Below are 19,428 nucleotides of genomic sequence, written 5' to 3'. Positions count from 1 at the left end.
GACCTTCGCCAGCTCGACTTCCTGCCGCATCAGCGTGGACATGTCCCGCGTGACCTCGCCCAGAAGATCGCCCAGGGACGACGTTTCAGCCTTGGCGTGCGCGCCGGCGTGGGGCATTTCGCTGGTCATCGACGGCCACCATCAAAGGGATCATCACGGAACGGATCCTGCCGGGCCGGGTCCGTCGCCACAGGCTCGGATGCCCAGCGGTCCTGCCGGCCACCGTCACCGAGCGGATCGGCGTCGAGCGGATTGGGCGGATACGTCTCCGCAAAGCCCGCCGTCGTGGTTTCCGGGGCAGGCATCTGCACGGGCGGCGGCGGAACCGCCATGCCGGTGTCCGGGACCCTCGTGGCGGGCGCGGTTGCGCCCGTTTCCGGCGCTCCGGCGCTCAGGCTGCGGCTGAGCCGCCCGGCCAGGACGCCCGCGCCGGCCGCGAGCAGCAGGAACGTGCCGGGGCGCTGGCGGGCAAAGGACTTCACCTCGGTCAGCAGCGAACCCGGGTCGCGGCCATCGAGCCAGCCGGCGACTGCGGAGGACCGCTCGGCGGCCTGGCGCACAAGATCGCTGGCGACGCCGGGCTGGTCGGACGCCGTGGCCATGGTGTGCAGTTCGGTGGAAAACGAGCGAAGGCCTTCGGCGACCTTCTGCTGCTGCGCGCCGGCCTGGTCGGTGAGGTCGGACTTGGCCTGGTACATCAGGTCACGGGCGTTCGTCTTGACTTCGGCCGCGACATTGGCGGCTTCGGTTTTAGCGGTCTCGGCCACGGTCTGGGCCGAGTCCGTAGCCTGGCGCTTCAGGTCAGCTGCCTCGTCCTTGGCCGCATCGGTCTTAGAGGCCCCGCCCTCGGTGGAGGTGCCATAGGCGCTCTCGTTGGCCGTCGGCGGGAAGGTGGTTTCCGGCCGCAGGGGAGTCTGCTGGGTGGCCGTGGGATTGCCGTAGCTACCGTCCTGGGGCCATTTGTTCTCTGTCATCTTCGCTCTCTTTTCAAGATCGGCTGCTGATCACAAACCAGCAATAACTGGAGACATAATAGTAAGCATGATTACTAGTAAATGGTAAGTACCCTTTGCTTAATTCTTGCCGCAGAGTCTGGGCCCGCCGCGGTGAAGCCCTCCACGGCCGGTGAACTAGGCTTGAAACATGAGCAAAACGGTGGACGGCTGATGGCCAGGCGGGGCAGGGCTGCCGGCCGGAGCAACACCGAAAAGGCCCCCGGGGTGGTGGAGATCCCGAAGGGCAGCCGCCCCGACGGACCCCTGGAGGGCATCTACTACATCGACACCGGTGACTGCGAACTGATCGCCGACCAGGACAACTCCAATGGCTGGCTGCTGCGGATCAACGGGGTGATGAGCTCGCACATCGACCTGGCCGATCCGCTGTTCCTCGACTTCGAATACATGCGCTGGATCTCGGCCCTGGTGGAATCACGCTGGCCGCCGGACTCCCGGGTGAAGCTGCGCGCCCTGCACCTGGGCGGCGGAGCATGCTCCCTGGCGCGTTACTTCCACGCCGCCTACCCGGAGGCCCGCCAGGTGGTGGTGGAACTCGACGGCAAACTGGCCGAATATGTCCGGGGCTGGTTCGACCTGCCGAAGGCGCCGCTGATGCGCCTGCGGGTGGGGGAGGCCCGCGAGGTCACCGAAAGCCTCACGCCGCAGACCCGGGACCTGATCATCCGCGACGTGTTTGCCGGCTCGCTGACGCCGCGGCCGCTCACCACGAGGGAGTTCAACGAACACGCCAAGCGCGTCCTGGCCCCCGGCGGGATCTATGTCGTGAACTCCGGCGACGCGCCGGACCTGAGAAACGCGCGCGAGGACGCGGCGACCATCGCGGACATCTTTAAGCACACCGTGATCATCGCGGACCCCGCCATGCTCAAGGGCAGGCGCTACGGGAACATGATCATGGCCGGCAGCGACCTGCCGTTCGACGACGATCCCGGCCTGGCGCGGCGCCTGCTCGGCGGCGCCGTTCCCGCCCACATCTGGAACGACTCCAAGGTCCGGGCGTTCGCCGCCGGCGCCCCGGTCCGCCGCGACCCGAAAACGGTGGAGCCGGCGCCGTCGGCTGCTCCGTAGCGGCCGTTTAGCACCCCGATAACGGCGGTTACGGAGCAGTCGCTGCGTATCCTCCCCGCCCCAGGAGCGCCTTGCGGTGGGCCTTCGTCTGCTCGCGCAGCGCCTGCACCACCGCCGCGACGGCCGGGCGCCGCATGGAATCTGGCCGCAGCACCATCCAGTACGGCAGCAGTTCGGCGAACTCCTCCGGCAGCAGCCGGATCAGATCCGGATGCAGGTCCGCCGCGAAGCAGGGCAGGAAGCCGATTCCGGCGCCCGCGCGGGTTGCCTCCACATGGACGAAGACATTGGTGGAGCTCAGGCCGTCCCGCATCGTGGGCACAAGGCGCCGCGGGGCATCCAGATCGTCGACCTGAAGCATGGAATCCACGAAGTAGACCAGCGAATGCGTGGTGAGTTCCTCGATCGTCGCGGGGGTACCGTACTCGGCAAGGTAATCGCGGGAGGCGTACATGCCGAGCATGTACTCGCCGAGCCGGGCGGCCGCGGCCCGGTGCACCTGCGGTTCGCCCACCACAACCTCGATGTCCAGCCCGGAACGCTGCTGGAGCGCCCGGCGGGTCACGGTGATGATCTCAACGCTGAGACCGGGGTGGTCGCGGCGCAGCTTGGCCACCGCAGGGGCCGCGATGTAGGCGCTGAAGCCGTCTGTCGCGGTCATCCGGACGACGCCGGTGATCGGGTCCGGTACCCGGCCGGGCTGTTCCAGGGTCCGGATCGCCGCTTCCACCCGCTCGGCCACCAGCACCGCTTCCGCGCCCAGTTCCGTCAGCTCCCAGCCTCCGGAGGCCCTTGAAAGCACCCGGCCGCCCAGGGCCTTCTCCAGCGCCGCTATCCGGCGGGACACGGTGGTGTGGTTCAACCCCAGTGACTGCGCCGCCGTCGTGAACTTGGCGGAGCGGGACACGGCCAGAAGTACAAGCAGATCATCCGGGTTCGCATTCATATCTGCAATTCTGCACACAAGGGGTGCCGGTTTGACCATTGAATCGCACACTTTCTGCGGCAATACTCAATAAAGCTGCTCAGCGCTGTGCATCGCACCTCCTCTGGGCTGTTGACGACCGCAAACTTGAGGAGTGCAGGACATGGAGAGCAGCTTGAACGGGCGAAAGGCCCTGGTGACCGGCGGAGCCGGCGGAATCGGCGCTGCGAGCGTCCGCGCGCTGGCGGCACGGGGTGCCAAGGTGGTGATAGCGGATGTGGATGAAGCCGCGGCCACGGCCCTCGCCGACGAGGTCGGCGGCACCTCCTGGGCGGTCAACCTGCTCGACGTCGAGGCGCTGCAGTCGGTCAGCCTGGACTGCGACATCCTGGTCAACAACGCCGGCTTCCAGCGCATCAGCCCGATTGAGGACTTCGACCCGGCGGACTTCCGCCGCCTCATCACGCTCATGCTGGAAGCGCCGTTCCTGCTCATCCGGGCCGCGCTGCCGCACATGTACGCCAACAACTTCGGCCGGATCATCAACCTGTCCTCCGTGCACGGGCTCCGGGCCTCGCCTTTCAAGAGTGCCTATGTCTCGGCGAAGCACGGCCTGGAAGGACTGAGCAAGGTCACGGCGCTGGAAGGCGGCGCGCACGGCGTCACCTCCAACTGCGTCAACCCCGGCTATGTCCGGACGCCGCTGGTCGAGTCGCAGATCGCGGACCAGGCCAAGCTGCACGGGATCCCGGAGGCCGAGGTGCTCTCCAAGATCATGCTGACCGAGGCCGCCGTCAAGCGTCTCGTCGAGCCGGAGGAGGTCGCCTCCCTCGTGGCTTGGCTGGCCTCTAACGACGCCGGCATGGTCACCGGCGCGAGCTACACGATGGACGGCGGCTGGTCCGCCAGGTAGCGGGCCGACAATCAGTCCTTCGGCTTGTCGTCCTTCTGCTCGTCCGTCTCGCCGCCTTTGTCGTCCGCCTGGGCCGGGGTCGCGGGCTCGGTGGCGCGGCGGATGTAGTCGTTGACGGCTTCCTCGGGAACCCGGAACGAGCGGCCCACCCGCACGGCCGCGATCGCGTGTGACTTCACCAGCCGGTAAACGGTCATTTTGGACACCCGCATCGCCGCAGCGACCTCCGCGATCGTCAGGAAATGGGAGGAATAATTCGCTGAGCTCATGTCTTCTGGCCCGTCCACTAGTCGGGGTACCGGAGTTGCCGGTAGTCGTAGAACCTGACGTGCCCGGCCCCGCTGCCGGCTGTCCTGAGACCCACGTAGGGGGCATCGATCACGGCCACTGTGCCCAGGTGCCGGCCGTTGAACGGATCATCGCCAATCAGCACCTGACCCATCCGGAACGGGACGCGCGGGGCCCTGGCGCGGCTCACAGATCCCCACAGGAAATCCGCCACCCGGCGTCGATGGTGTGGTGGTCGTTGGTCTTGTGCCTGCGGAGATGCTGGGGACTCCATCGGAACCACTCCTTTGAAAAGCGCGCCACTCGGACAATCGGCGGCATCCGGAGCGGCTTAGGGCAGGCCCCCCAAGCCACGCCCCCGGCCGTCCGTGTCGCCGTGACGCCACTGTACCCGTCAGCCCCATTCGTCACACGAGTAACTTCTTCCTCTGCCGGACCGCGTACCACTTGGGCCGCAGCGCCGACTACTTGCTAGGGGGCGGATCCGTCCCGTTACCGGCCAAGGCAAGAGCTCCTCCCAGCCCGATCATCATCGCCCCGCCGGTGGTGCCCAGCGCGGCGATCCGCCGGGGCGAGCTGGCAAACCAGCGGCGGGCAGTACCGGCGACCAACGCCCAGCCACTGTCCGAGGCCAGCGCGATCGCGAGGAACAGCGCCCCCAGCGTCGCCAGCTGCAGGGGGATGGCGCCGGCCGAGTAGTCCACAAACTGGGGCAACACGGCGACGAAGAAGATAATCGACTTGGGGTTGGTGGCACCGACGATGAATCCTTCCCGGAGGGTCCGCAAGGTCGACGCCGGACGCGAGGGCTCCGCCGGCGTCGGGCCTCTGCCACGGTGCCGGATGGCCTGGAAGCCGAGGTAGATGAGATAGGCCGCGCCGGCGAACCTGACCACGCTGAAAAGCAGCACGGACTGTGCCAGCACCACGCCCACCCCCAGGGCCACCGCGGCGATCTGCAACAGCTCCCCGGCGGCGTTGCCCAGCACGCTCAGGAGTCCGCCCCGGCGGCCCAGCGCCAGCGTCCGTCCGATCACGAACAGCACACTGGGTCCAGGCACAGCGATCAGAAGGAGGGCGGCGAGGGCAAAGGCCAGCAGGTTGGTGGCGGGGACCATGACTGATTTTAGCCCCGCGGGCCCGGCCGTGGTCGCGGCGCCCTACCGGAGGGTGTGCCGGCCATGGTAGAACCGATCCGGGTCGCGAATCCCTTCGTCTCCTGCGCCCTGAGCAGGGCCGTCACCCGCCCGTGCGCTCAGGGTGCCGCCGGGCGCTGAGTTTCCAGCACCCCGACAGTGAAGAAGAAGAGGCGTCATGAAAGCCATCGTCCAGGACGTGTACGGCTCTGCGGATGTGCTGGTGCTGCGCGACGTTGAAACCCCGGTACCGGGCGATGACGAAGTGCTGATCCGGGTCCGCGCCGCCGGCGTCGAACAGGGGGTCTGGCACCTCATGACCGGGCTGCCGTTTCTGACCCGGGCCTTCTTCGGGGTCAGGGCCCCCAAGAATCCGATCCGCGGCAGGGAAGTCGCCGGGCAGGTCGAGGCGGTGGGGCAGAACGTCGTCGGGTTCCGTCCGGGGGATGAGGTCTTTGGGACCGCAGAGGGAACCTTCGCCGAATTCGTCTGCGCCAAGGAGGGCAAGATCGCCCTGAAGCCGGTGAAGGCCGGCTTCGAGCAGGCAGCAGTCGTGCCCATCTCCGCCACCACGGCACTGCAGGGCCTGCGCGACAGTGGGCAACTCCAATCCGGGCAGGATGTACTGATCATTGGCGCCGGCGGCGGGGTGGGCTCCTTTGCCGTCCAGCTCGCCAAGGTGCTCGGAGCGCAGGTCACCGGCGTATGCAGCACCGCGAAGCTGGAGCTGGTCCGGTCGATCGGCGCCGATCACGTCATCGACTACAAGCACGACGACTTCGCGGACGGCGCGCGGCAGTTCGACCTCATTCTCGACACGGCTGGCAACCGCCCGCTGTCAGTCCTCCGCCGTGCGCTGAAACCCCGGGGAACCCTCGTGATTGTCGGCGGCGAAGGCGGAGGCCGCTGGACCGGAGGATTTGAACGGTCCCTCCGGGCCGCCCTGATCTCCCCCTTCGTCGGGCAGAAACTGACCGGTCTGATGGCCACCGAGCGGCAGGAGGACCTCCGCTACCTGGCCCAGCTCATCGACGCCGGGACCGTCACCCCCGTCATCGAGAAGAGCTATCCGCTGGACGACGCTCCGGGGGCAATCCGGCACATGCACGACGGCCACGCCCGCGGCAAGGTGGTCATCACGGTCTGAGCGTCAACCGGCAATTCACCGGTATCCGGCTGCGTCCGCCGGAAGGCCCGCGTCCTGAACCTCCTCGAGATACCGCCAACAGTCGGGCCGGGAGCCATCGAGGTCAGTGAAGCCGTAGTCGCGGGCCAGCCCGCCCGATGAGTAGGAGCCGCCGCTGCGGCCCAGCACACCGGGGTCGGCAGCGAGGGCAGCCACTGCACGACCGACGAAGCGCGGGCTCTCCGAAATCGCGCCGAAGTGCGGCTGGACGGCGGCGGCATCACGCCAGTTCGCCTCCGTGACGCCGAACGCTTCGAGCATCATCTCGGAGCGCATCCAGCCGGGCGTGAGGGCCACCGCGGAGCATCCGTATGGCTTCAGTTCCTCCGCCTGGCTGAAGGCGAGGCGGAGAACTGCAGCCTTGACGAGGTCATAGAACACCGAGACCCGGTAGTGCCCCGCGTTGTACTCGCGCGTCCCGTCGGTCATCTCCACGACCAGGCCGCCGGGGCGACGGATCAGCAGCGGCAGGGCAAAGTGGCTTGTGATCAGGTGCGTGTCGAGACCCGTGTGGAGCATCCGCAGCCCGGAATCCAGGTCGTGGGTCCAGACCGGCGTGTTCCATTCAATCCGGCGCTCGCCGCCCCAGATGTCGTTGACCAGGATGTCCAGCCGGCCCTCTTCGGCGTCGATCTGCTGAACCAATGCTTCCACTTCGCCAGGCTGAAGATGGTCGACGGCGACGGCGACCCCCCTTCCACCGGCAGCTGTCACCAGTTCCGCGGTCCCTTCGATCGTCTCCGGCCGGTCGTACTCGGACCGCCGGCTCCGCGTCGAGCGGCCAGTGCAGTAGACCACGGCTCCGGCCTCCCCGAGGGCGACGGCGATGCCGCGGCCGGCGCCGCGCGTCGCCCCGGCCACTAAGGCCACTTTGCCGGCCAGTGCCGAATCAGGAGCTGTCACGGACTTCCCTGCCTTTCAGCCACGGCGTCCATCGAAGCACCGCCGCCGGGGGAATGGCTAGGGGCGGAAGTCCTCGGACTCCCGGCCAGCCCTGCGCTGCGGGAACCGGACGCAAGTCCGGGATTCCAGACAGGCTCCGCCGGTCGGACGGTCCGGAACCCCGGCCCGGGGCGCATGATTAAGTACGGGATACCGGACACCGCGCACTTGAAGAGGATCCATGCCAGCGACCAGCACACCCCCGCCTGCCGACGAGGCGGCACCCCACGCCGCCCCGGTCAAGGTGACCTCCAAAGTTCCGGCAGCGGAAAATACCCTGCGCATCCTCAAACTGCTGGCCTCCAAACGGGGGCCGATGGCGGCGTCGAACATTGCCACCGCGCTGGGGCTGCCGCGCTCCAGCGTCTATCACCTGCTGGGCGTCATGGAGGCCAACGGCTTTGTGCTGCACCTGCACGAGGAGCAGCGCTACGGGCTGGGGATCAGTGCCTTCGAGCTCAGCTCGGCGTATTCGCGGCAGGAGCCGCTCTCGCGCCTGGGCCGGCCGCTGCTCGCCGCGCTGGTGGACGTGATCGGTGAAAGCGCCCACCTCGCCGTCCTGCACGGCCGCGATGTGCTCTATATCGTGGAGGAGCGGGCAAAGAACCGCCCCTCGCTGGTGACCGACGTCGGGGTGCGGCTGCCGAGCCACCTGACCGCGAGCGGGCGCGCCATCCTCGCCGCGCTGCCCAAATCGCAGGTCCGGGCGCTGTACCCCAACGCGGCCGCCTTCACCGCCCGGCACGAGACCGAATCGCCGATTATGAAATACTCGGCGCTCTCCTCGCATCTGGACCAGGTCCGGCAGCGCGGCTATGCCACCGAGCACGGGGAGGTCACGCCCGGCTTCGGCTCGATCGCGGCCGCCGTCACGGACCATGTGGGCTGGCCGACCGCCGCCGTCGCCGTGACCTTCCTCGAGGACAAACTCCCGCCCGAGGAGTGGCCCGCCCTCGCCGCCCGGGTGCGGAAAGCCGCGGACGATCTCTCCCTCCGGATCCACGGCCGCCCGCAGCCCGGCTGACCGGCCCGCCTTGGCGGCGGGCGGGTCTGGAATCCCGGACAGCACCCCTGGGTGAGGCCTGTTTCCGCGGCCGCGGACAGGCTTTAGTTGATACAGAACCTCATTCCCCGGAACCATCAAGACACAAAGGAGCCCCTCATGGCACCCGCCGATTTCACCACCGGCGCCCGCCCGGTCAAAGCAGCCCGCGGCACCGAGCTCACCGCCAAGAGCTGGCAGACGGAAGCCCCGCTGCGCATGCTCATGAACAACCTGGACCCCGAGGTCGCCGAACGCCCCGATGACCTGGTGGTCTACGGGGGTACCGGCCGCGCTGTCCGGTCCTGGGCCGCGTTCGACGCGATCACCCGCACCCTGGAGACCATGGAAAAGGACGAGACCCTGCTGGTCCAGTCCGGCAAGCCGGTCGGAGTCTTCCGCACCAACGAATGGGCGCCGCGGGTGCTGCTGGCCAATTCCCACCTCGTCGGTGACTGGGCGAACTGGCCCGAGTTCCGCCGGCTCGAGGCTGAGGGCCTGATGATGTACGGCCAGATGACCGCCGGGTCCTGGATCTACATCGGCACCCAGGGCATCCTGCAGGGCACGTTCGAGACCTTCACCGCGATCGCCCGCAAGCTCACCGGCGACGAGAACGGCACCCTCGCCGGGACCCTGACCCTCACCGGCGGCTGCGGCGGGATGGGCGGCGCCCAGCCGCTCGCCGTCACCCTGAACGAGGGTGCCTGCCTGATTGTCGACGTCGACGAAAGCCACCTGCGCCGCCGCCTCGGCAAGCGCTACCTCGACGAGGTCGAGACCGACCTCGACGCCGCGATCGCCAAGGTCCTGGCGGCCAAGGAAGAACGCCGCGGCTGGTCCGTGGGCTACGTCGGCAACGCCGCAGAGGTTTTCCCGGAGATCCTGCGCCGCCACAACGCGGGGGAACTCACCGTGGACATCGTCACGGACCAGACCTCCGCGCACGATCCGTTGAGCTACCTGCCCGAGGGCGTCACGGTCGAGGAATGGCACCGTGAGGCCGCGGCCGACCCGGAGGGCTTCACCAAAAAGGCCCAGGCCTCCATGGCCAAACACGTCCAGGCCATGGTCGAATTCCAGGACGCCGGCGCCGAGGTGTTCGACTACGGCAACTCCATCCGCGACGAGGCCCGCAAGGGCGGCTACAACCGTGCCTTCGAGTTCCCCGGCTTCGTCCCGGCGTACATCCGGCCGTTGTTCTGCGAGGGCATGGGCCCGTTCCGCTGGGTCGCGCTCTCGGGTGATCCGGAGGACATCGCGGTCACGGACAAGGCCATCAAGGAACTCTTCCCGGCGAACAAGCACCTGCACCGCTGGATCGACGCCGCCGCCGAGCGCGTCGAGTTCGAAGGCCTTCCGGCCCGGATCTGCTGGCTGGGCTACGGCGACCGCGCCAAGGCGGGGCTGCTGTTCAACCAGCTCGTCAAGGAGGGCAAGGTCAAGGCGCCCATCGTGATCGGCCGCGACCACCTCGACTCCGGCTCCGTCGCCTCCCCCTACCGCGAAACCGAAGCCATGGCTGACGGATCGGACGCCGTGGCGGACTGGCCGCTGCTCAACGCCCTGCTCAACACCGCCTCCGGCGCCACCTGGGTCTCCATCCACCACGGCGGCGGCGTCGGCATCGGCCGCTCCATCCACGCCGGACAGGTCTCCGTCGCGGACGGCACCGACCTGGCCGCGCAGAAGCTCGAGCGCCTGCTCACCAACGACCCGGGCATGGGCGTCATCCGCCACGTCGACGCCGGCTACGACCGCGCCGTCGAAGTCGCCGCCGAACGCGGCGTCCGCATTCCGATGTCAGAAGCCCGCTAACCAAGGCCCCAACCCACATCGACTGCTCCGTAACTGCCGTTTTGAGCCACCAAAAGGGCAGTTGCGGAGCAACCGATGGGAAATAAGTAGGAACATCCCATGACTGTCACCACACACTCACCGCTCACCGTCACCCTCGGCTCCAGCGGCGTCACGCCCGAGGACGTCGTCGCCGTCGCCCGCCACGACGCCCGGGTGACCATTGCCCAGGACGCCCTCGACGCCGTCGCCAAGGTCCGTGCCCACATCGACGACCTCGCCCACAGCGCGGTTCCCGCCTACGGTATCTCCACCGGCTTCGGGGCGCTGGCCAACCGGCACATCCCCACCGAACTGCGCACCCAGCTGCAGAAGTCGCTGATCCGCAGCCACGCCGCCGGCATGGGCCCGGCCGTGGAGCGCGAGGTGGTCCGCGGCATCATGTTCCTGCGCGCCAAGACCCTCGCGTCCGGCCGCACCGGCGTCCGCCCCGTGGTCCTGCAGACCATGGTGGATGTCCTCAACGCCGGCATCACCCCGGTGGTCCGCGAATTCGGCTCGCTCGGCTGCTCCGGCGACCTCGCCCCGCTGTCCCACTGCGCGCTGGTCCTGATGGGCGAAGGCGAAGCCACCGGCCCGGACGGTGAACTGTACGGGGGGAAGGACGGCCGCCCGGTCGCCGAACTCCTCGCCGCGCACGGGATCGAGCCGGTCACCCTTGCCGAGAAGGAGGGCCTGGCGCTGGTCAACGGCACCGAGGGCATGCTGGGCATGCTGCTGATGGCCATCGCGGACATCCGCCAGCTGCTCACGACGGCGGACATCACTGCCGCGCTCAGCGTCGAGGCGCTGCTCGGCACCGACCAGGTGTTCCTGCCGGAGCTGCACGCGGCGCTGCGCCCGCACCCGGGCCAGGCCGCCTCCGCGGACAATATGCTCCGGGTCCTGTCCAACTCCCCGATCGTGGCCTCGCACCGGATCAACGACACCAAGGTCCAGGACGCCTACTCGCTGCGCTGCGCCCCCCAGGTGGCCGGCGCCGTCCGCGACACCGTGGATCACGCCGCCATGGTCGCCTCCCGGGAACTGGCCGCCGCGATCGACAACCCGGTGGTCCTGCCCGACGGCCGGGTCAGCTCCAACGGCAACTTCCACGGCGCCCCGGTCGGCTACGTGCTGGACTTCCTGGCGATCGCCGTCGCGGACCTGAGCTCCATCGCCGAGCGCCGGACCGACCGGATGCTGGACCCTGCCCGCTCGCACGGGCTGCCGGCGTTCCTGGCGGCGGACCCCGGCGTCGACTCGGGCCTGATGATCGCCCAGTACACCCAGGCCGGGCTGGTCTCGGACAACAAGCGGCTGGCTGTCCCGGCGTCGGTGGACTCGATCCCGAGTTCGGCGATGCAGGAGGACCACGTGTCGATGGGCTGGCACGCGGCCCGGAAGCTCCGCCGCGCCGTGGAGAACCTGCGCCGCGTCCTGGCGATCGAACTGGTGACCTCGGCGCGGGCACTGGACATCCGCACGCAGCTCTCCGGCGGCGAACTCACCCCGGGTCCCGCCGGCGCCGCCGTGATCGCCGCGCTGCGCGACGTCGTCGACGGTCCCGGCACGGACCGGTTCCTGTCCCCGGAGCTGGAAGCGGCGGACCGCCTCGTCGCCTCGGGCAGGGTGCGGGCCGCCGCCGAATCCGCCGTCGGAAATCTGGCCTGAGGGAAAACAAAGTTCAGTGCGGGTGGCCTATTTCCGGTGCCCCCGAAATAGTGGGCAACACGGCCAGCGGGGTCCCGGGAACTGTAGTACAAATGGAAAGTCACACCAACGAAGTTGTGACGAGGAACATATACAAAGGGGTAGAAGTTCATGAAAGCACGGGGGACGGTAATTTCCAGGCGCCTGGCATCGGTCAGTGCGGTCTCCGACTGGCGGAGCCTCAAGGCCGGGGACCGGGTCGAAATCCTCAAGCACGCCCAGGTTTTGGCCGCGGGTGAGGTCGAAGAAGTCTCACTGAGCGGCAACGTTCTCTGGCTGGTCCCGGCGGTCCCGCCGGCACCGTCCGAGACGCAGCTTTTCCTGAAATCTGACGGCGTGGAGGTGCGGCGCAGCTAGCCGCACACGGTTTTCGCGCCGGTCGCGCGTATCTTGGTGAGGGGGCGCCGTTCCGCAAGGACGGCGCCTCACTCATCCCCGGGCTTCCGGGCCCCGGCAGGAGGGATACGCAGTGTTTGAGGCGCCCAGTGTCATTTTTGCGGCGGCAGGCCTGGCCGTCTTCGCCGCGGCCCTGCTGCCCAGGCTGCTGCGCAACGCGCCGCTGTCCATGCCCATGGTCTTCCTGGCCGCCGGCATGCTGGCCTTCACGTTCATCCCGGACCTGCCGGACCCGGACCCGCTGCAATACGGGGAGTTCACCACCCATCTGACCGAAGTCTGCGTCATCATCTCGCTGATGGGCGCCGGCCTCGCGCTCGACCGCCCGGTGGGTAGGCGCTCATGGTCCACCACCTGGCGGATGCTGGGGGTGGCCATGCCGATCTGCATCGTTGCCCTCACCCTGCTGGGCCTTGGCGTGCTGGGGCTGGGGCTCGGAGCCGCACTGCTGGTCGCGGCGGCGCTCGCGCCGACCGACCCCGTGCTGGCCTCGGAAGTCCAGGTGGGCGAGCCCGCCGACGACGAGGACGAAACCGAGCGCGGCGAAGACGAGATCCGCTTCGGCCTCACTTCCGAGGCAGGCCTGAATGACGGCCTGGCTTTCCCGTTTGTCTACCTGGCCATCGCCATCAGCCTGGTCGGTCCCTCGCCGTCGCAGTGGTTCGTCTCCTGGTTCGCCATCGACGTCGTCTGGCGGATCGGCATGGGCGTGCTCCTTGGCTGGCTGGCCGGGAAAGCCCTGAGCCGGCTGTTCTTCTCCGCCCGGGACAGCATCCGGCTGTCCGCCCACTCCGAAGGGTTCGTGGCGCTGGCGGCGACCTTCCTGGCCTACGGGGTCACGGAAATGCTGGAAGGCTACGGGTTCGTCGCCGTCTTTGTGTGTGCGGTGACCATCCGGGCCGCGGAACGCACCCATGGGTTCCACCGCGTGATGCACTCCTACGTGGAGCAGCTCGAACGGCTCATGACGGTGGTCATCCTGGTGCTCCTGGGCGGCGCGATTGCCCGGGGCCTGCTGGCCGGCATCGGCTGGGCGGAGATCCTGGTGGCGCTGGCGTTCCTGCTGGTCGTCCGTCCGCTGGCCGGCTGGATCGGCCTGGCCCGGGGCAAGACCGGCCCGCGGGAACGGATCGCCATCGCCTTCTTTGGCATCCGCGGCATCGGCTCCCTCTATTACCTCGCCTACGCGCTCAGCAAGGGCGACTTCGACGCCCAGGCCGAGCAGTTGTGGGCGGTCATCGGCCTGGTGGTGGCAATGTCCATCGTGCTGCACGGGGCCACCACCGCACCGGTCATGAACCGGCTGGACCGGCTCCGCGAACGGAAGGCCGCGCGGCAGCATGGCGACGAGGGCAAGGCACCGAAAACACCGATCTGACGGGGCCGCACGCTGTGCCCTCCAGGCAGCCGGCTACCCCAGCACCGTATTGATGAGCCGCGCGGCCACCTTCGCGGTGCGGGCGTCGACGTCGAACTCCGGGTTCAGCTCGGCGACATCGAGGTGCAGCAGCTTTCCGCTCGCGGCCACCTGGCGGCACACCGCGCTGATCACCGGCAGCGGCACGCCGTACGCGGCCGGTGCGCTCACGCCCGGCGCCACCGAGGCTGGCAGCACGTCCAGGTCGATGGTCAGATACAGGGCGTCGACCTGCGCCAGGAACGCGGCGACAAACACGTGCGCGGCCTCGGCGGAACAGTCCTCGTCCAGCAGGAAGTCCACCCCCAGCTCCTCAGCGGTCCGGAACAGCGCCCGGGTGTTGTTCGGCTCGGAGATCCCGACGACGGCGTACCTCAGTTCGCGGCCCGCGGCGGCTTCCGCGCGGGCCATCTGCAGGAACGGGGTCCCGGAACTGGGCACTGCCTCGTCGCGGAGGTCGAAGTGCGCGTCCAGGTTCAGCACCCCCACACGCAGGCCCTCGCGGACCGCCGCCGAGCCTGCCACGCCCAGGTAGCTTGCGAACGCGGTCTCGTGCCCGCCGCCCAGCACCACGGGAAGCTGCCCGGCGTCGAGCAGGCCGGTGATGGCAAGCCCGGCACGCGCCTGACCCGCCTCCAGGGCATCCCCGGCAACGGTGACGTCGCCGGCGTCGTGCACTGCCCGGTTGAGGTGGAAGGCGAGCGGACCGAGGGCCGCACGGATCGCGGCGGGGGCCGCGGCGGCCCCGGTGCGGCCCTTGTTGCGGCGCACCCCTGCGTCGCTGCCGAAGCCGAGGATGACGGCGGAGCGGGCTGAGGCGGTGTGGACGGGGCGCGGCGTGTAGGGCGTGATGGCCTGCCACCAGCGCCGGTGCTCGGGCCCGTCGCCGTCGAACCGTCCGGTCCAGGGCTGCGGCGGGACATCAACGGCGGGCGCGGGGGAAACCATGCCCCTAGCTCACCGCAGCGCGGGCCGGAAAGCCAGCCGCGCAGCCGTCGGAGTGTCCGTAATCCCGGAATTCACACTTAAACACCGCCGAGGTGACACTTCGCGCCCATGCTTTGGACAAACATGGGTGCGAAGTGTCACCTCGGCGGCAGAGGGGAGCGGAGGTGCCTAGTGCATCCCCAGCGCGGCCTCGATCGGGCCGATGGCGAAGAACAGCAGGAATGCCGCGGCCACAGCCCACATCAGCGGGTGCACCTCGCGTGCGCGGCCCTGGAAGGTGCGGATCAGGACGAAGGTGATGAAGCCGGCACCCAGGCCGTTGGCGATCGAGTAAGTGAACGGCATCAGGGTGAACGTCAGGAAGGCCGGGATCGCGATGCCCATGTCCTGCCAGTCGATCTTGCCGACCTGGGAGACCATCATGAAGCCGACGACGACGAGCGCCGGGGCCACAGCCTCGAACGGCACGAGGTTGATCAGCGGCGTGAAGAACATGGCCACGAGGAATAGCAGGCCGGTGACGACCGAGGCCAGGCCGGTTCGCGCGCCTTCGCCGATGCCGGCGCCGGATTCGACGTAAATCTGGTTCGAGGAGACCGAAGCGCCGCCGCCGATGATCGCGCCGAGCGCGTCCACCTGCAGCACACGGTCCACATTGGGGATGTTGCCATCCTTGTCGATGCTGCCGGCCTCCGTGGCCAGGCCCACCATGGTGCCCATGGCATCGAAGAAGATGCTGAGCAGGATCACGAACGCCAGCAGGGTCGCGGCGACAAAGCCGAGGTGCTCAAAGGCGCCGAACGGGTTGGCCTGCCCGATCAGCGACAGGTCCGGGGCCGCCCATTCGGAGAACGCCGGCGCCACCAGGGACCAGCCCTGCGGGTTGTAGGTCGTGCCGTCGAAGCTGGGGCCGATGTGCAGCGTGAATTCCAGGATCACGGACAGGACGGTCGAGGCGACGATGCCGATCAGGATCGCGCCCTTGACCTTGCGGACCACGAGGGCGATGGTGAGGATCAGGCCGAAGACAAAGACCAGGGTGGGCCAGCCCGTCAGCTTGCCGTCGAAACCCAGGCCGACCGGAACGGTGGTGCCGGCAACATCGGGGATACGGCGCACGAAGCCCGCGTTGACCAGGCCGATCAGGGCGATGAACAGGCCGATGCCCACCACGATCGCGGTCTTCAGCCCTTCCGGGACCGCCTTGAAGACCGCGGTCCGGAAGCCGGTGAGGACCAGGATCAGCATGGTGATGCCCGAGAGCATCACGAGGCCCATCATGTCCGGCCAGGTCAGGCCGGGGTTGGTGGCCACGGTGACGGCGACGAAGGCGTTGACGCCCAGGCCCGTTGCCAGCGCGAAGGGGTGCTTGGCCCACGCGCCCATCAGGATGGTCAGGATGCCGGCCACAAAGGCGGTGACGGCGGCGACGGCGGGGAAGCCGAGGGTGGCGCCGGAGGAATCGGGGCCGGAGAGGATCAGCGGGTTCAGCACCACGATGTAGCTCATGGCAAAGAACGTGGCGAAGCCTCCCCGGATCTCCCGCGAGACGTTTGACCCCCGCTCGGATATCTTGAAATACCGATCGAGTGCGGAGCCCTGCTTGAGCATTAGATCTTGCATTAGTCCTCCGGGAGTGATGTGTGTTGTTTAAATCCTATTTGGCGCCAGATGGCCAACCCCGCGTTTTCGCCTAGTCTGTAAGGAAGCCAACACTAGGAGCAGCTTTTCCATGCGCCTCATCCGACCGCTATTAAGTGCCCTCGTGGGCGCCGCGATCCTCGCCGCCGCCCTGCTGGGCGCGGTGGCGCCCGCCTCGGCCCACGATGCCGCCGAATCCACCAGCCCGGCCTCCGGCGCCACGGTGGCAGCGCCGCCGGAGCAGGTCTCGGTCACCTTCAACAAGAATCCTCTCGCGCTGGGGTCGCAGATCTTGGTGAACGATGCCGCCGGCACCAACTGGTCCGACGGCGCCGTCGAGATCGTGGACAACGTCGCCTCGCAGAAGCTCAAGGCCGGCGCCCCGGCCGGGGCCTACACGGTGGCGTGGCGCGTCGTCAGCTCGGATTCACACCCGATCGAAGGCACCTTCACGTTCACGGCCACGGCCGCAGCGACGGGCTCGACGGCGGCTGCCGCGGTTCCCACGATGGGAACCGCCCAGCCGGGCGTCACACCGGCGCCGTCGCAGCCGGCCAGTTCCGCGGAGCCGTTCCCCTGGAGCATTGTGATCTTTGTCGGAACGGCCGTCGGCATCCTGGTGGTCCTGGGCCTGATGGCCAAGAGCCGGCTCAAATCGGACTCCGGCAGCGACACCAAAAACTGAACCAGTAGCGCAAAACTCCGGGGCGGCGAGCTGCGGCTAGGCCGGCGCGGCGAGGTCGTAGTAGGCCGGGAAGGCAGCGGGAAAGCCGTCGGGGTGGACCTTGGCGGAGATCGCCTGGCCCACGACCTTCGCCTGGCGCAGCACCTCCTTCGGCGTGGGGGTGATGAGTTCGCCCACGCCCACGAGGTACATCCCGAGGGCGTGCATGGCTGCCATCAGATTCTGCCCCGCAGTCATGCCGAGCTCCGAGAGCAACCGGCGCAGCTGGCTGTGGGCGCAGCGTGTCAGGACGAGGTGATCCGCCAGCAGGACGCCGCCGGGGGTGCGGACAGCCCACTGCTGGGCCGGTCCGGTGAGGCCGCTGACGCCGGTGTCGCCGCTGACGCCGGTGTCGACGTGGTCCAACTGCAGGGCCCGGATGTTGTTCCGGACGTCCAGCTTGTGGCTGGTGGCGTAGTTCCGCAGGTGCCGGAGGATCTCGTTGCGTTCCCGGAGGCTGGCGGCGTCGGCCGCGTCGCAGCGCTGCAGGGAGGAGGTGTTGGCCGGATGCCCGGCACCCAGAAGATCGAGCCCGTCCACAGTAATGGAGTCGACGCCGCGTCGCTGCAGCTCGCTAGCAACCGCCAGCCCGGACAGGCCGGTGCCGATCACGACGGCTGCGGTCCGTTCGGTCCCACCGGACATAGGCATGGTCGACACTGCAGGGTCCCTCCTCGAATGGTGCAGTCGCGGGGCCGATGCCCCGGACGCCGTCCGCTGCCCGCCCCGAATACGGCCCTCACTGCATCAGCAGCAGTTTCCGCGTTCTGAAACACGAGTCTCGGTTCAGCAACGCCTCGAAGACTACCTAACATTTCCGGCCTTGGATAGAGCGGCCGACACATTGGCTCATCCGGGAATTCCCGGGCTTTGCGGGCGGCGCCGCGGGGCTTTTCCACCGTCCTCCGGGGCCGCCGGAAGCCCTGTAAAAACTGGGTAAAACCTGTCTGACGACCGCCAGACCAGAGGCCCGCCGGGGCGCTTGCTAGTTCCCAAAAAACCGAGAATAGTTGTAAAGACCAGGGGTTCTAGCCCGCGGATTCTTCGGGCGCGTCGCCGGTGGACGTTGCACGCGGACACGTCTGGCAGAATAGCCGCAACATACGGCAAGAATCGCGAGGAGGCGGACCCCATGGGCCGAGAACAGGTGCATCCGGATCCGGCAGGGGATACCCCCGGCGGATCCGCGGGTCCCCGGGGGATAGTGGTCGGCGTTGACGGGTCAGACCACAGCAAGTGTGCCCTGGTATGGGCCGCCCGCGAGGCCGAGCGCCGCAATCGCCCGCTGCACATCGTGACTGCCTATTCCATTCCAATCTTCGCGGCGTCAGGGCTCGACGGCGGGTACGCCACCGTGGATGATTCAGTGATCCGCGAAGGCGCGGAGGCCATCCTGAAGCAGGCTGTGAACAAGGTGGCCGGCTACCTAATCGACGTCGACGCCTCCGTCGAGAATGGCGATGCCTCCGGCGTCCTGCTGGAGATGTCCGAAACCGCCGAGCTGCTGGTCTTCGGCACCCGGGGCCGGGGCGGTTTCGTCGGCCGGCTGCTTGGCTCCGTCAGCAGCGCCCTCCCCGCGCACGCCAAGTGCCCTACGGTCACCGTGCCCCTGATCTGCTCCGACCGCCTGGGCGAGACCACCGACGACAAGCACGTCCTCGCGGAGCGGGCGAAGTCCGGTCACGTCCCGGTTGAAAACGTGGTGGTGGTGGGGGTCGACGGCTCTGAACAGGCCCGCGTGGCGGTATTGGAGGCGGCGGCGCAGGCCGAGCGGCTCTCGGCGCGGCTGAGGGTAGTGTGCGCCGTCCCGCAGTACAGCGGTTCGCTTGCCTGGGTTCCCGCGCCAATGGACCGTGACGCGCTTTTTGCCGACATCAGGGCCCAGCTCGAGGCCGGCCTAGCCTGGATCAGGAGCCATTTTCCCCACCTCACAGTGGAGACGCAGCTCGTTGACGGCTCGCCCGTGGACATCCTCGTCGGGGCCAGCCGGCATGTGGAACTGGTGGTCGTCGGCACCCGCGGCCGCGGCGGCTTCGCCGGGATGCTGCTCGGGTCCACCTCGGACGGGATCCTGCACCACGCCAAGGGCCCCGTCATGGTGGTCCCGGACCGGGACGATCCCCGCCTGGCGGACCGGGTGAACTTCGGACCCATCCTCGGCGATTCATAGTCCCGACCGGTCCGGACCCGGGACGGAAAGCTTCCTCGCTGAAGGGAGGGCCGGCAGGTGAAAC

19 protein-coding genes and 1 pseudogene are annotated in these 19,428 nt (G+C 68.4%); 10 read left to right on the top strand and 10 right to left on the bottom strand.

Annotated elements, in window-relative coordinates:
- Both ACZYZ5_RS13975 and ACZYZ5_RS13970 read right to left on the bottom strand, forming a co-directional pair.
- Nucleotides 1-117: pseudogene (locus ACZYZ5_RS13975) on the bottom strand (phage holin family protein); the annotation flags it as partial.
- Nucleotides 118-125: 8 nt separating this feature from the next.
- Nucleotides 126-974, bottom strand: a complete 849-nt coding sequence (locus ACZYZ5_RS13970) for a hypothetical protein (protein WP_463902381.1) — start codon at nucleotides 972-974, stop codon at nucleotides 126-128.
- A gap of 192 nt (nucleotides 975-1,166) precedes the next feature.
- Here ACZYZ5_RS13970 and ACZYZ5_RS13965 point away from each other — a divergent pair, with 192 nt between their 5' ends.
- Complete coding sequence (locus ACZYZ5_RS13965) at nucleotides 1,167-2,087, top strand: spermidine synthase (protein WP_463902379.1); 921 nt, start codon at nucleotides 1,167-1,169, stop codon at nucleotides 2,085-2,087.
- Between the two features lie 28 nt (nucleotides 2,088-2,115).
- Here the strand turns inward: ACZYZ5_RS13965 and ACZYZ5_RS13960 are convergent, their stop codons facing one another.
- Nucleotides 2,116-3,033 carry a LysR family transcriptional regulator gene (locus tag ACZYZ5_RS13960; protein WP_463902377.1) on the bottom strand — a complete coding sequence of 306 codons (918 nt, stop codon included), beginning with the start codon at nucleotides 3,031-3,033 and terminating at the stop codon, nucleotides 2,116-2,118.
- A gap of 142 nt (nucleotides 3,034-3,175) precedes the next feature.
- On the opposite strand from ACZYZ5_RS13960, the gene ACZYZ5_RS13955 reads away from it, so the two are divergent.
- On the top strand, nucleotides 3,176-3,925 hold the full coding sequence (locus ACZYZ5_RS13955; protein ID WP_463902375.1) for a 3-hydroxybutyrate dehydrogenase: 750 nt from the start codon (nucleotides 3,176-3,178) through the stop codon (nucleotides 3,923-3,925).
- An 11-nt stretch (nucleotides 3,926-3,936) separates the two neighbouring features.
- On the opposite strand, the gene ACZYZ5_RS13950 is transcribed toward ACZYZ5_RS13955, so the two are convergent.
- From ACZYZ5_RS13950 to ACZYZ5_RS13940, 3 genes are all read right to left on the bottom strand, one after another.
- Entirely contained in the window at nucleotides 3,937-4,194 is a 258-nt protein-coding gene (locus ACZYZ5_RS13950; RefSeq protein ID WP_463902374.1) for a helix-turn-helix domain-containing protein, read from the bottom strand.
- Nucleotides 4,195-4,211: 17 nt separating this feature from the next.
- Nucleotides 4,212-4,403 carry a hypothetical protein gene (locus tag ACZYZ5_RS13945; RefSeq protein WP_463902372.1) on the bottom strand — a complete coding sequence of 64 codons (192 nt, stop codon included), beginning with the start codon at nucleotides 4,401-4,403 and terminating at the stop codon, nucleotides 4,212-4,214.
- A 274-nt stretch (nucleotides 4,404-4,677) separates the two neighbouring features.
- On the bottom strand, nucleotides 4,678-5,331 hold the full coding sequence (locus tag ACZYZ5_RS13940) for a LysE family translocator (RefSeq protein ID WP_463902370.1): 654 nt from the start codon (nucleotides 5,329-5,331) through the stop codon (nucleotides 4,678-4,680).
- Nucleotides 5,332-5,527: 196 nt separating this feature from the next.
- On the opposite strand from ACZYZ5_RS13940, the gene ACZYZ5_RS13935 reads away from it, so the two are divergent.
- Nucleotides 5,528-6,496 carry an NAD(P)-dependent alcohol dehydrogenase gene (locus tag ACZYZ5_RS13935; RefSeq protein WP_463902368.1) on the top strand — a complete coding sequence of 323 codons (969 nt, stop codon included), beginning with the start codon at nucleotides 5,528-5,530 and terminating at the stop codon, nucleotides 6,494-6,496.
- Between the two features lie 15 nt (nucleotides 6,497-6,511).
- Here the strand turns inward: ACZYZ5_RS13935 and ACZYZ5_RS13930 are convergent, their stop codons facing one another.
- Nucleotides 6,512-7,438, bottom strand: coding sequence for an SDR family oxidoreductase (locus ACZYZ5_RS13930; protein WP_463902367.1), 927 nt, complete (start codon nucleotides 7,436-7,438; stop codon nucleotides 6,512-6,514).
- A gap of 220 nt (nucleotides 7,439-7,658) precedes the next feature.
- Between ACZYZ5_RS13930 and ACZYZ5_RS13925 the strand changes: the two genes are divergently transcribed.
- The 5 genes from ACZYZ5_RS13925 (at nucleotide 7,659) to ACZYZ5_RS13905 (ending at nucleotide 13,842) form a co-directional block, all read left to right on the top strand.
- On the top strand, nucleotides 7,659-8,501 hold the full coding sequence (locus tag ACZYZ5_RS13925; protein ID WP_463902365.1) for an IclR family transcriptional regulator: 843 nt from the start codon (nucleotides 7,659-7,661) through the stop codon (nucleotides 8,499-8,501).
- 138 nt (nucleotides 8,502-8,639) lie between these two features.
- Entirely contained in the window at nucleotides 8,640-10,337 is a 1,698-nt protein-coding gene (hutU, locus tag ACZYZ5_RS13920) for a urocanate hydratase (RefSeq protein WP_463902363.1), read from the top strand.
- Nucleotides 10,338-10,436: 99 nt separating this feature from the next.
- Nucleotides 10,437-12,029 carry a histidine ammonia-lyase gene (gene hutH / locus ACZYZ5_RS13915; RefSeq protein ID WP_463902361.1) on the top strand — a complete coding sequence of 531 codons (1,593 nt, stop codon included), beginning with the start codon at nucleotides 10,437-10,439 and terminating at the stop codon, nucleotides 12,027-12,029.
- 150 nt (nucleotides 12,030-12,179) lie between these two features.
- Complete coding sequence (locus ACZYZ5_RS13910; RefSeq protein WP_463902360.1) at nucleotides 12,180-12,425, top strand: hypothetical protein; 246 nt, start codon at nucleotides 12,180-12,182, stop codon at nucleotides 12,423-12,425.
- 112 nt (nucleotides 12,426-12,537) lie between these two features.
- Complete coding sequence (locus tag ACZYZ5_RS13905) at nucleotides 12,538-13,842, top strand: cation:proton antiporter (protein ID WP_463902358.1); 1,305 nt, start codon at nucleotides 12,538-12,540, stop codon at nucleotides 13,840-13,842.
- Nucleotides 13,843-13,875: 33 nt separating this feature from the next.
- On the opposite strand, the gene hutG is transcribed toward ACZYZ5_RS13905, so the two are convergent.
- Nucleotides 13,876-14,829 (bottom strand): formimidoylglutamase, encoded by a 954-nt coding sequence (gene hutG, locus ACZYZ5_RS13900; protein WP_463902356.1) that lies wholly within the window; start codon nucleotides 14,827-14,829, stop codon nucleotides 13,876-13,878.
- 168 nt (nucleotides 14,830-14,997) lie between these two features.
- The gene (locus ACZYZ5_RS13895) at nucleotides 14,998-16,440 is read right to left on the bottom strand and encodes an NCS2 family permease (RefSeq protein ID WP_463902390.1); all 1,443 of its coding nucleotides are present in this window, start codon (nucleotides 16,438-16,440) and stop codon (nucleotides 14,998-15,000) included.
- 121 nt (nucleotides 16,441-16,561) lie between these two features.
- Here ACZYZ5_RS13895 and ACZYZ5_RS13890 point away from each other — a divergent pair, with 121 nt between their 5' ends.
- A complete protein-coding gene (locus ACZYZ5_RS13890) occupies nucleotides 16,562-17,155 on the top strand; it encodes a copper resistance CopC family protein (protein ID WP_463902354.1) in 594 nt (197 codons plus the stop codon).
- A 36-nt stretch (nucleotides 17,156-17,191) separates the two neighbouring features.
- Here the strand turns inward: ACZYZ5_RS13890 and ACZYZ5_RS13885 are convergent, their stop codons facing one another.
- Nucleotides 17,192-17,845 (bottom strand): NAD(P)/FAD-dependent oxidoreductase, encoded by a 654-nt coding sequence (locus ACZYZ5_RS13885; RefSeq protein WP_463902387.1) that lies wholly within the window; start codon nucleotides 17,843-17,845, stop codon nucleotides 17,192-17,194.
- A 481-nt stretch (nucleotides 17,846-18,326) separates the two neighbouring features.
- Between ACZYZ5_RS13885 and ACZYZ5_RS13880 the strand changes: the two genes are divergently transcribed.
- A complete protein-coding gene (locus ACZYZ5_RS13880; protein ID WP_463902352.1) occupies nucleotides 18,327-19,364 on the top strand; it encodes a universal stress protein in 1,038 nt (345 codons plus the stop codon).
- Nucleotides 19,365-19,428: the final 64 nt, after the last annotated feature.

The sequence above is a fragment of the Pseudarthrobacter ribosi genome (assembly GCF_055412865.1).
This window is presented reverse-complemented; position numbering and strand designations above follow the sequence as displayed.

Excerpts from the sequence above, each read along its gene's own strand:
- ACZYZ5_RS13970 (WP_463902381.1), bottom strand. The coding sequence starts at position 974 with ATGACAGAGAACAAATGGCCCCAGGACGGTAGCTACGGCAATCCCACG.
- ACZYZ5_RS13965 (WP_463902379.1), top strand. The coding sequence starts at position 1,167 with ATGGCCAGGCGGGGCAGGGCTGCCGGCCGGAGCAACACCGAAAAGGCC.
- ACZYZ5_RS13960 (WP_463902377.1), bottom strand. The coding sequence starts at position 3,033 with ATGAATGCGAACCCGGATGATCTGCTTGTACTTCTGGCCGTGTCCCGC.
- ACZYZ5_RS13955 (WP_463902375.1), top strand. The coding sequence starts at position 3,176 with ATGGAGAGCAGCTTGAACGGGCGAAAGGCCCTGGTGACCGGCGGAGCC.
- ACZYZ5_RS13950 (WP_463902374.1), bottom strand. The coding sequence starts at position 4,194 with ATGAGCTCAGCGAATTATTCCTCCCATTTCCTGACGATCGCGGAGGTC.
- ACZYZ5_RS13940 (WP_463902370.1), bottom strand. The coding sequence starts at position 5,331 with ATGGTCCCCGCCACCAACCTGCTGGCCTTTGCCCTCGCCGCCCTCCTT.
- ACZYZ5_RS13935 (WP_463902368.1), top strand. The coding sequence starts at position 5,528 with ATGAAAGCCATCGTCCAGGACGTGTACGGCTCTGCGGATGTGCTGGTG.
- ACZYZ5_RS13925 (WP_463902365.1), top strand. The coding sequence starts at position 7,659 with ATGCCAGCGACCAGCACACCCCCGCCTGCCGACGAGGCGGCACCCCAC.
- hutU (WP_463902363.1), top strand. The coding sequence starts at position 8,640 with ATGGCACCCGCCGATTTCACCACCGGCGCCCGCCCGGTCAAAGCAGCC.
- hutH (WP_463902361.1), top strand. The coding sequence starts at position 10,437 with ATGACTGTCACCACACACTCACCGCTCACCGTCACCCTCGGCTCCAGC.
- ACZYZ5_RS13910 (WP_463902360.1), top strand. The coding sequence starts at position 12,180 with ATGAAAGCACGGGGGACGGTAATTTCCAGGCGCCTGGCATCGGTCAGT.
- hutG (WP_463902356.1), bottom strand. The coding sequence starts at position 14,829 with ATGGTTTCCCCCGCGCCCGCCGTTGATGTCCCGCCGCAGCCCTGGACC.
- ACZYZ5_RS13895 (WP_463902390.1), bottom strand. The coding sequence starts at position 16,440 with ATGCTCAAGCAGGGCTCCGCACTCGATCGGTATTTCAAGATATCCGAG.
- ACZYZ5_RS13890 (WP_463902354.1), top strand. The coding sequence starts at position 16,562 with ATGCGCCTCATCCGACCGCTATTAAGTGCCCTCGTGGGCGCCGCGATC.
- ACZYZ5_RS13885 (WP_463902387.1), bottom strand. The coding sequence starts at position 17,845 with ATGCCTATGTCCGGTGGGACCGAACGGACCGCAGCCGTCGTGATCGGC.
- ACZYZ5_RS13880 (WP_463902352.1), top strand. The coding sequence starts at position 18,327 with ATGGGCCGAGAACAGGTGCATCCGGATCCGGCAGGGGATACCCCCGGC.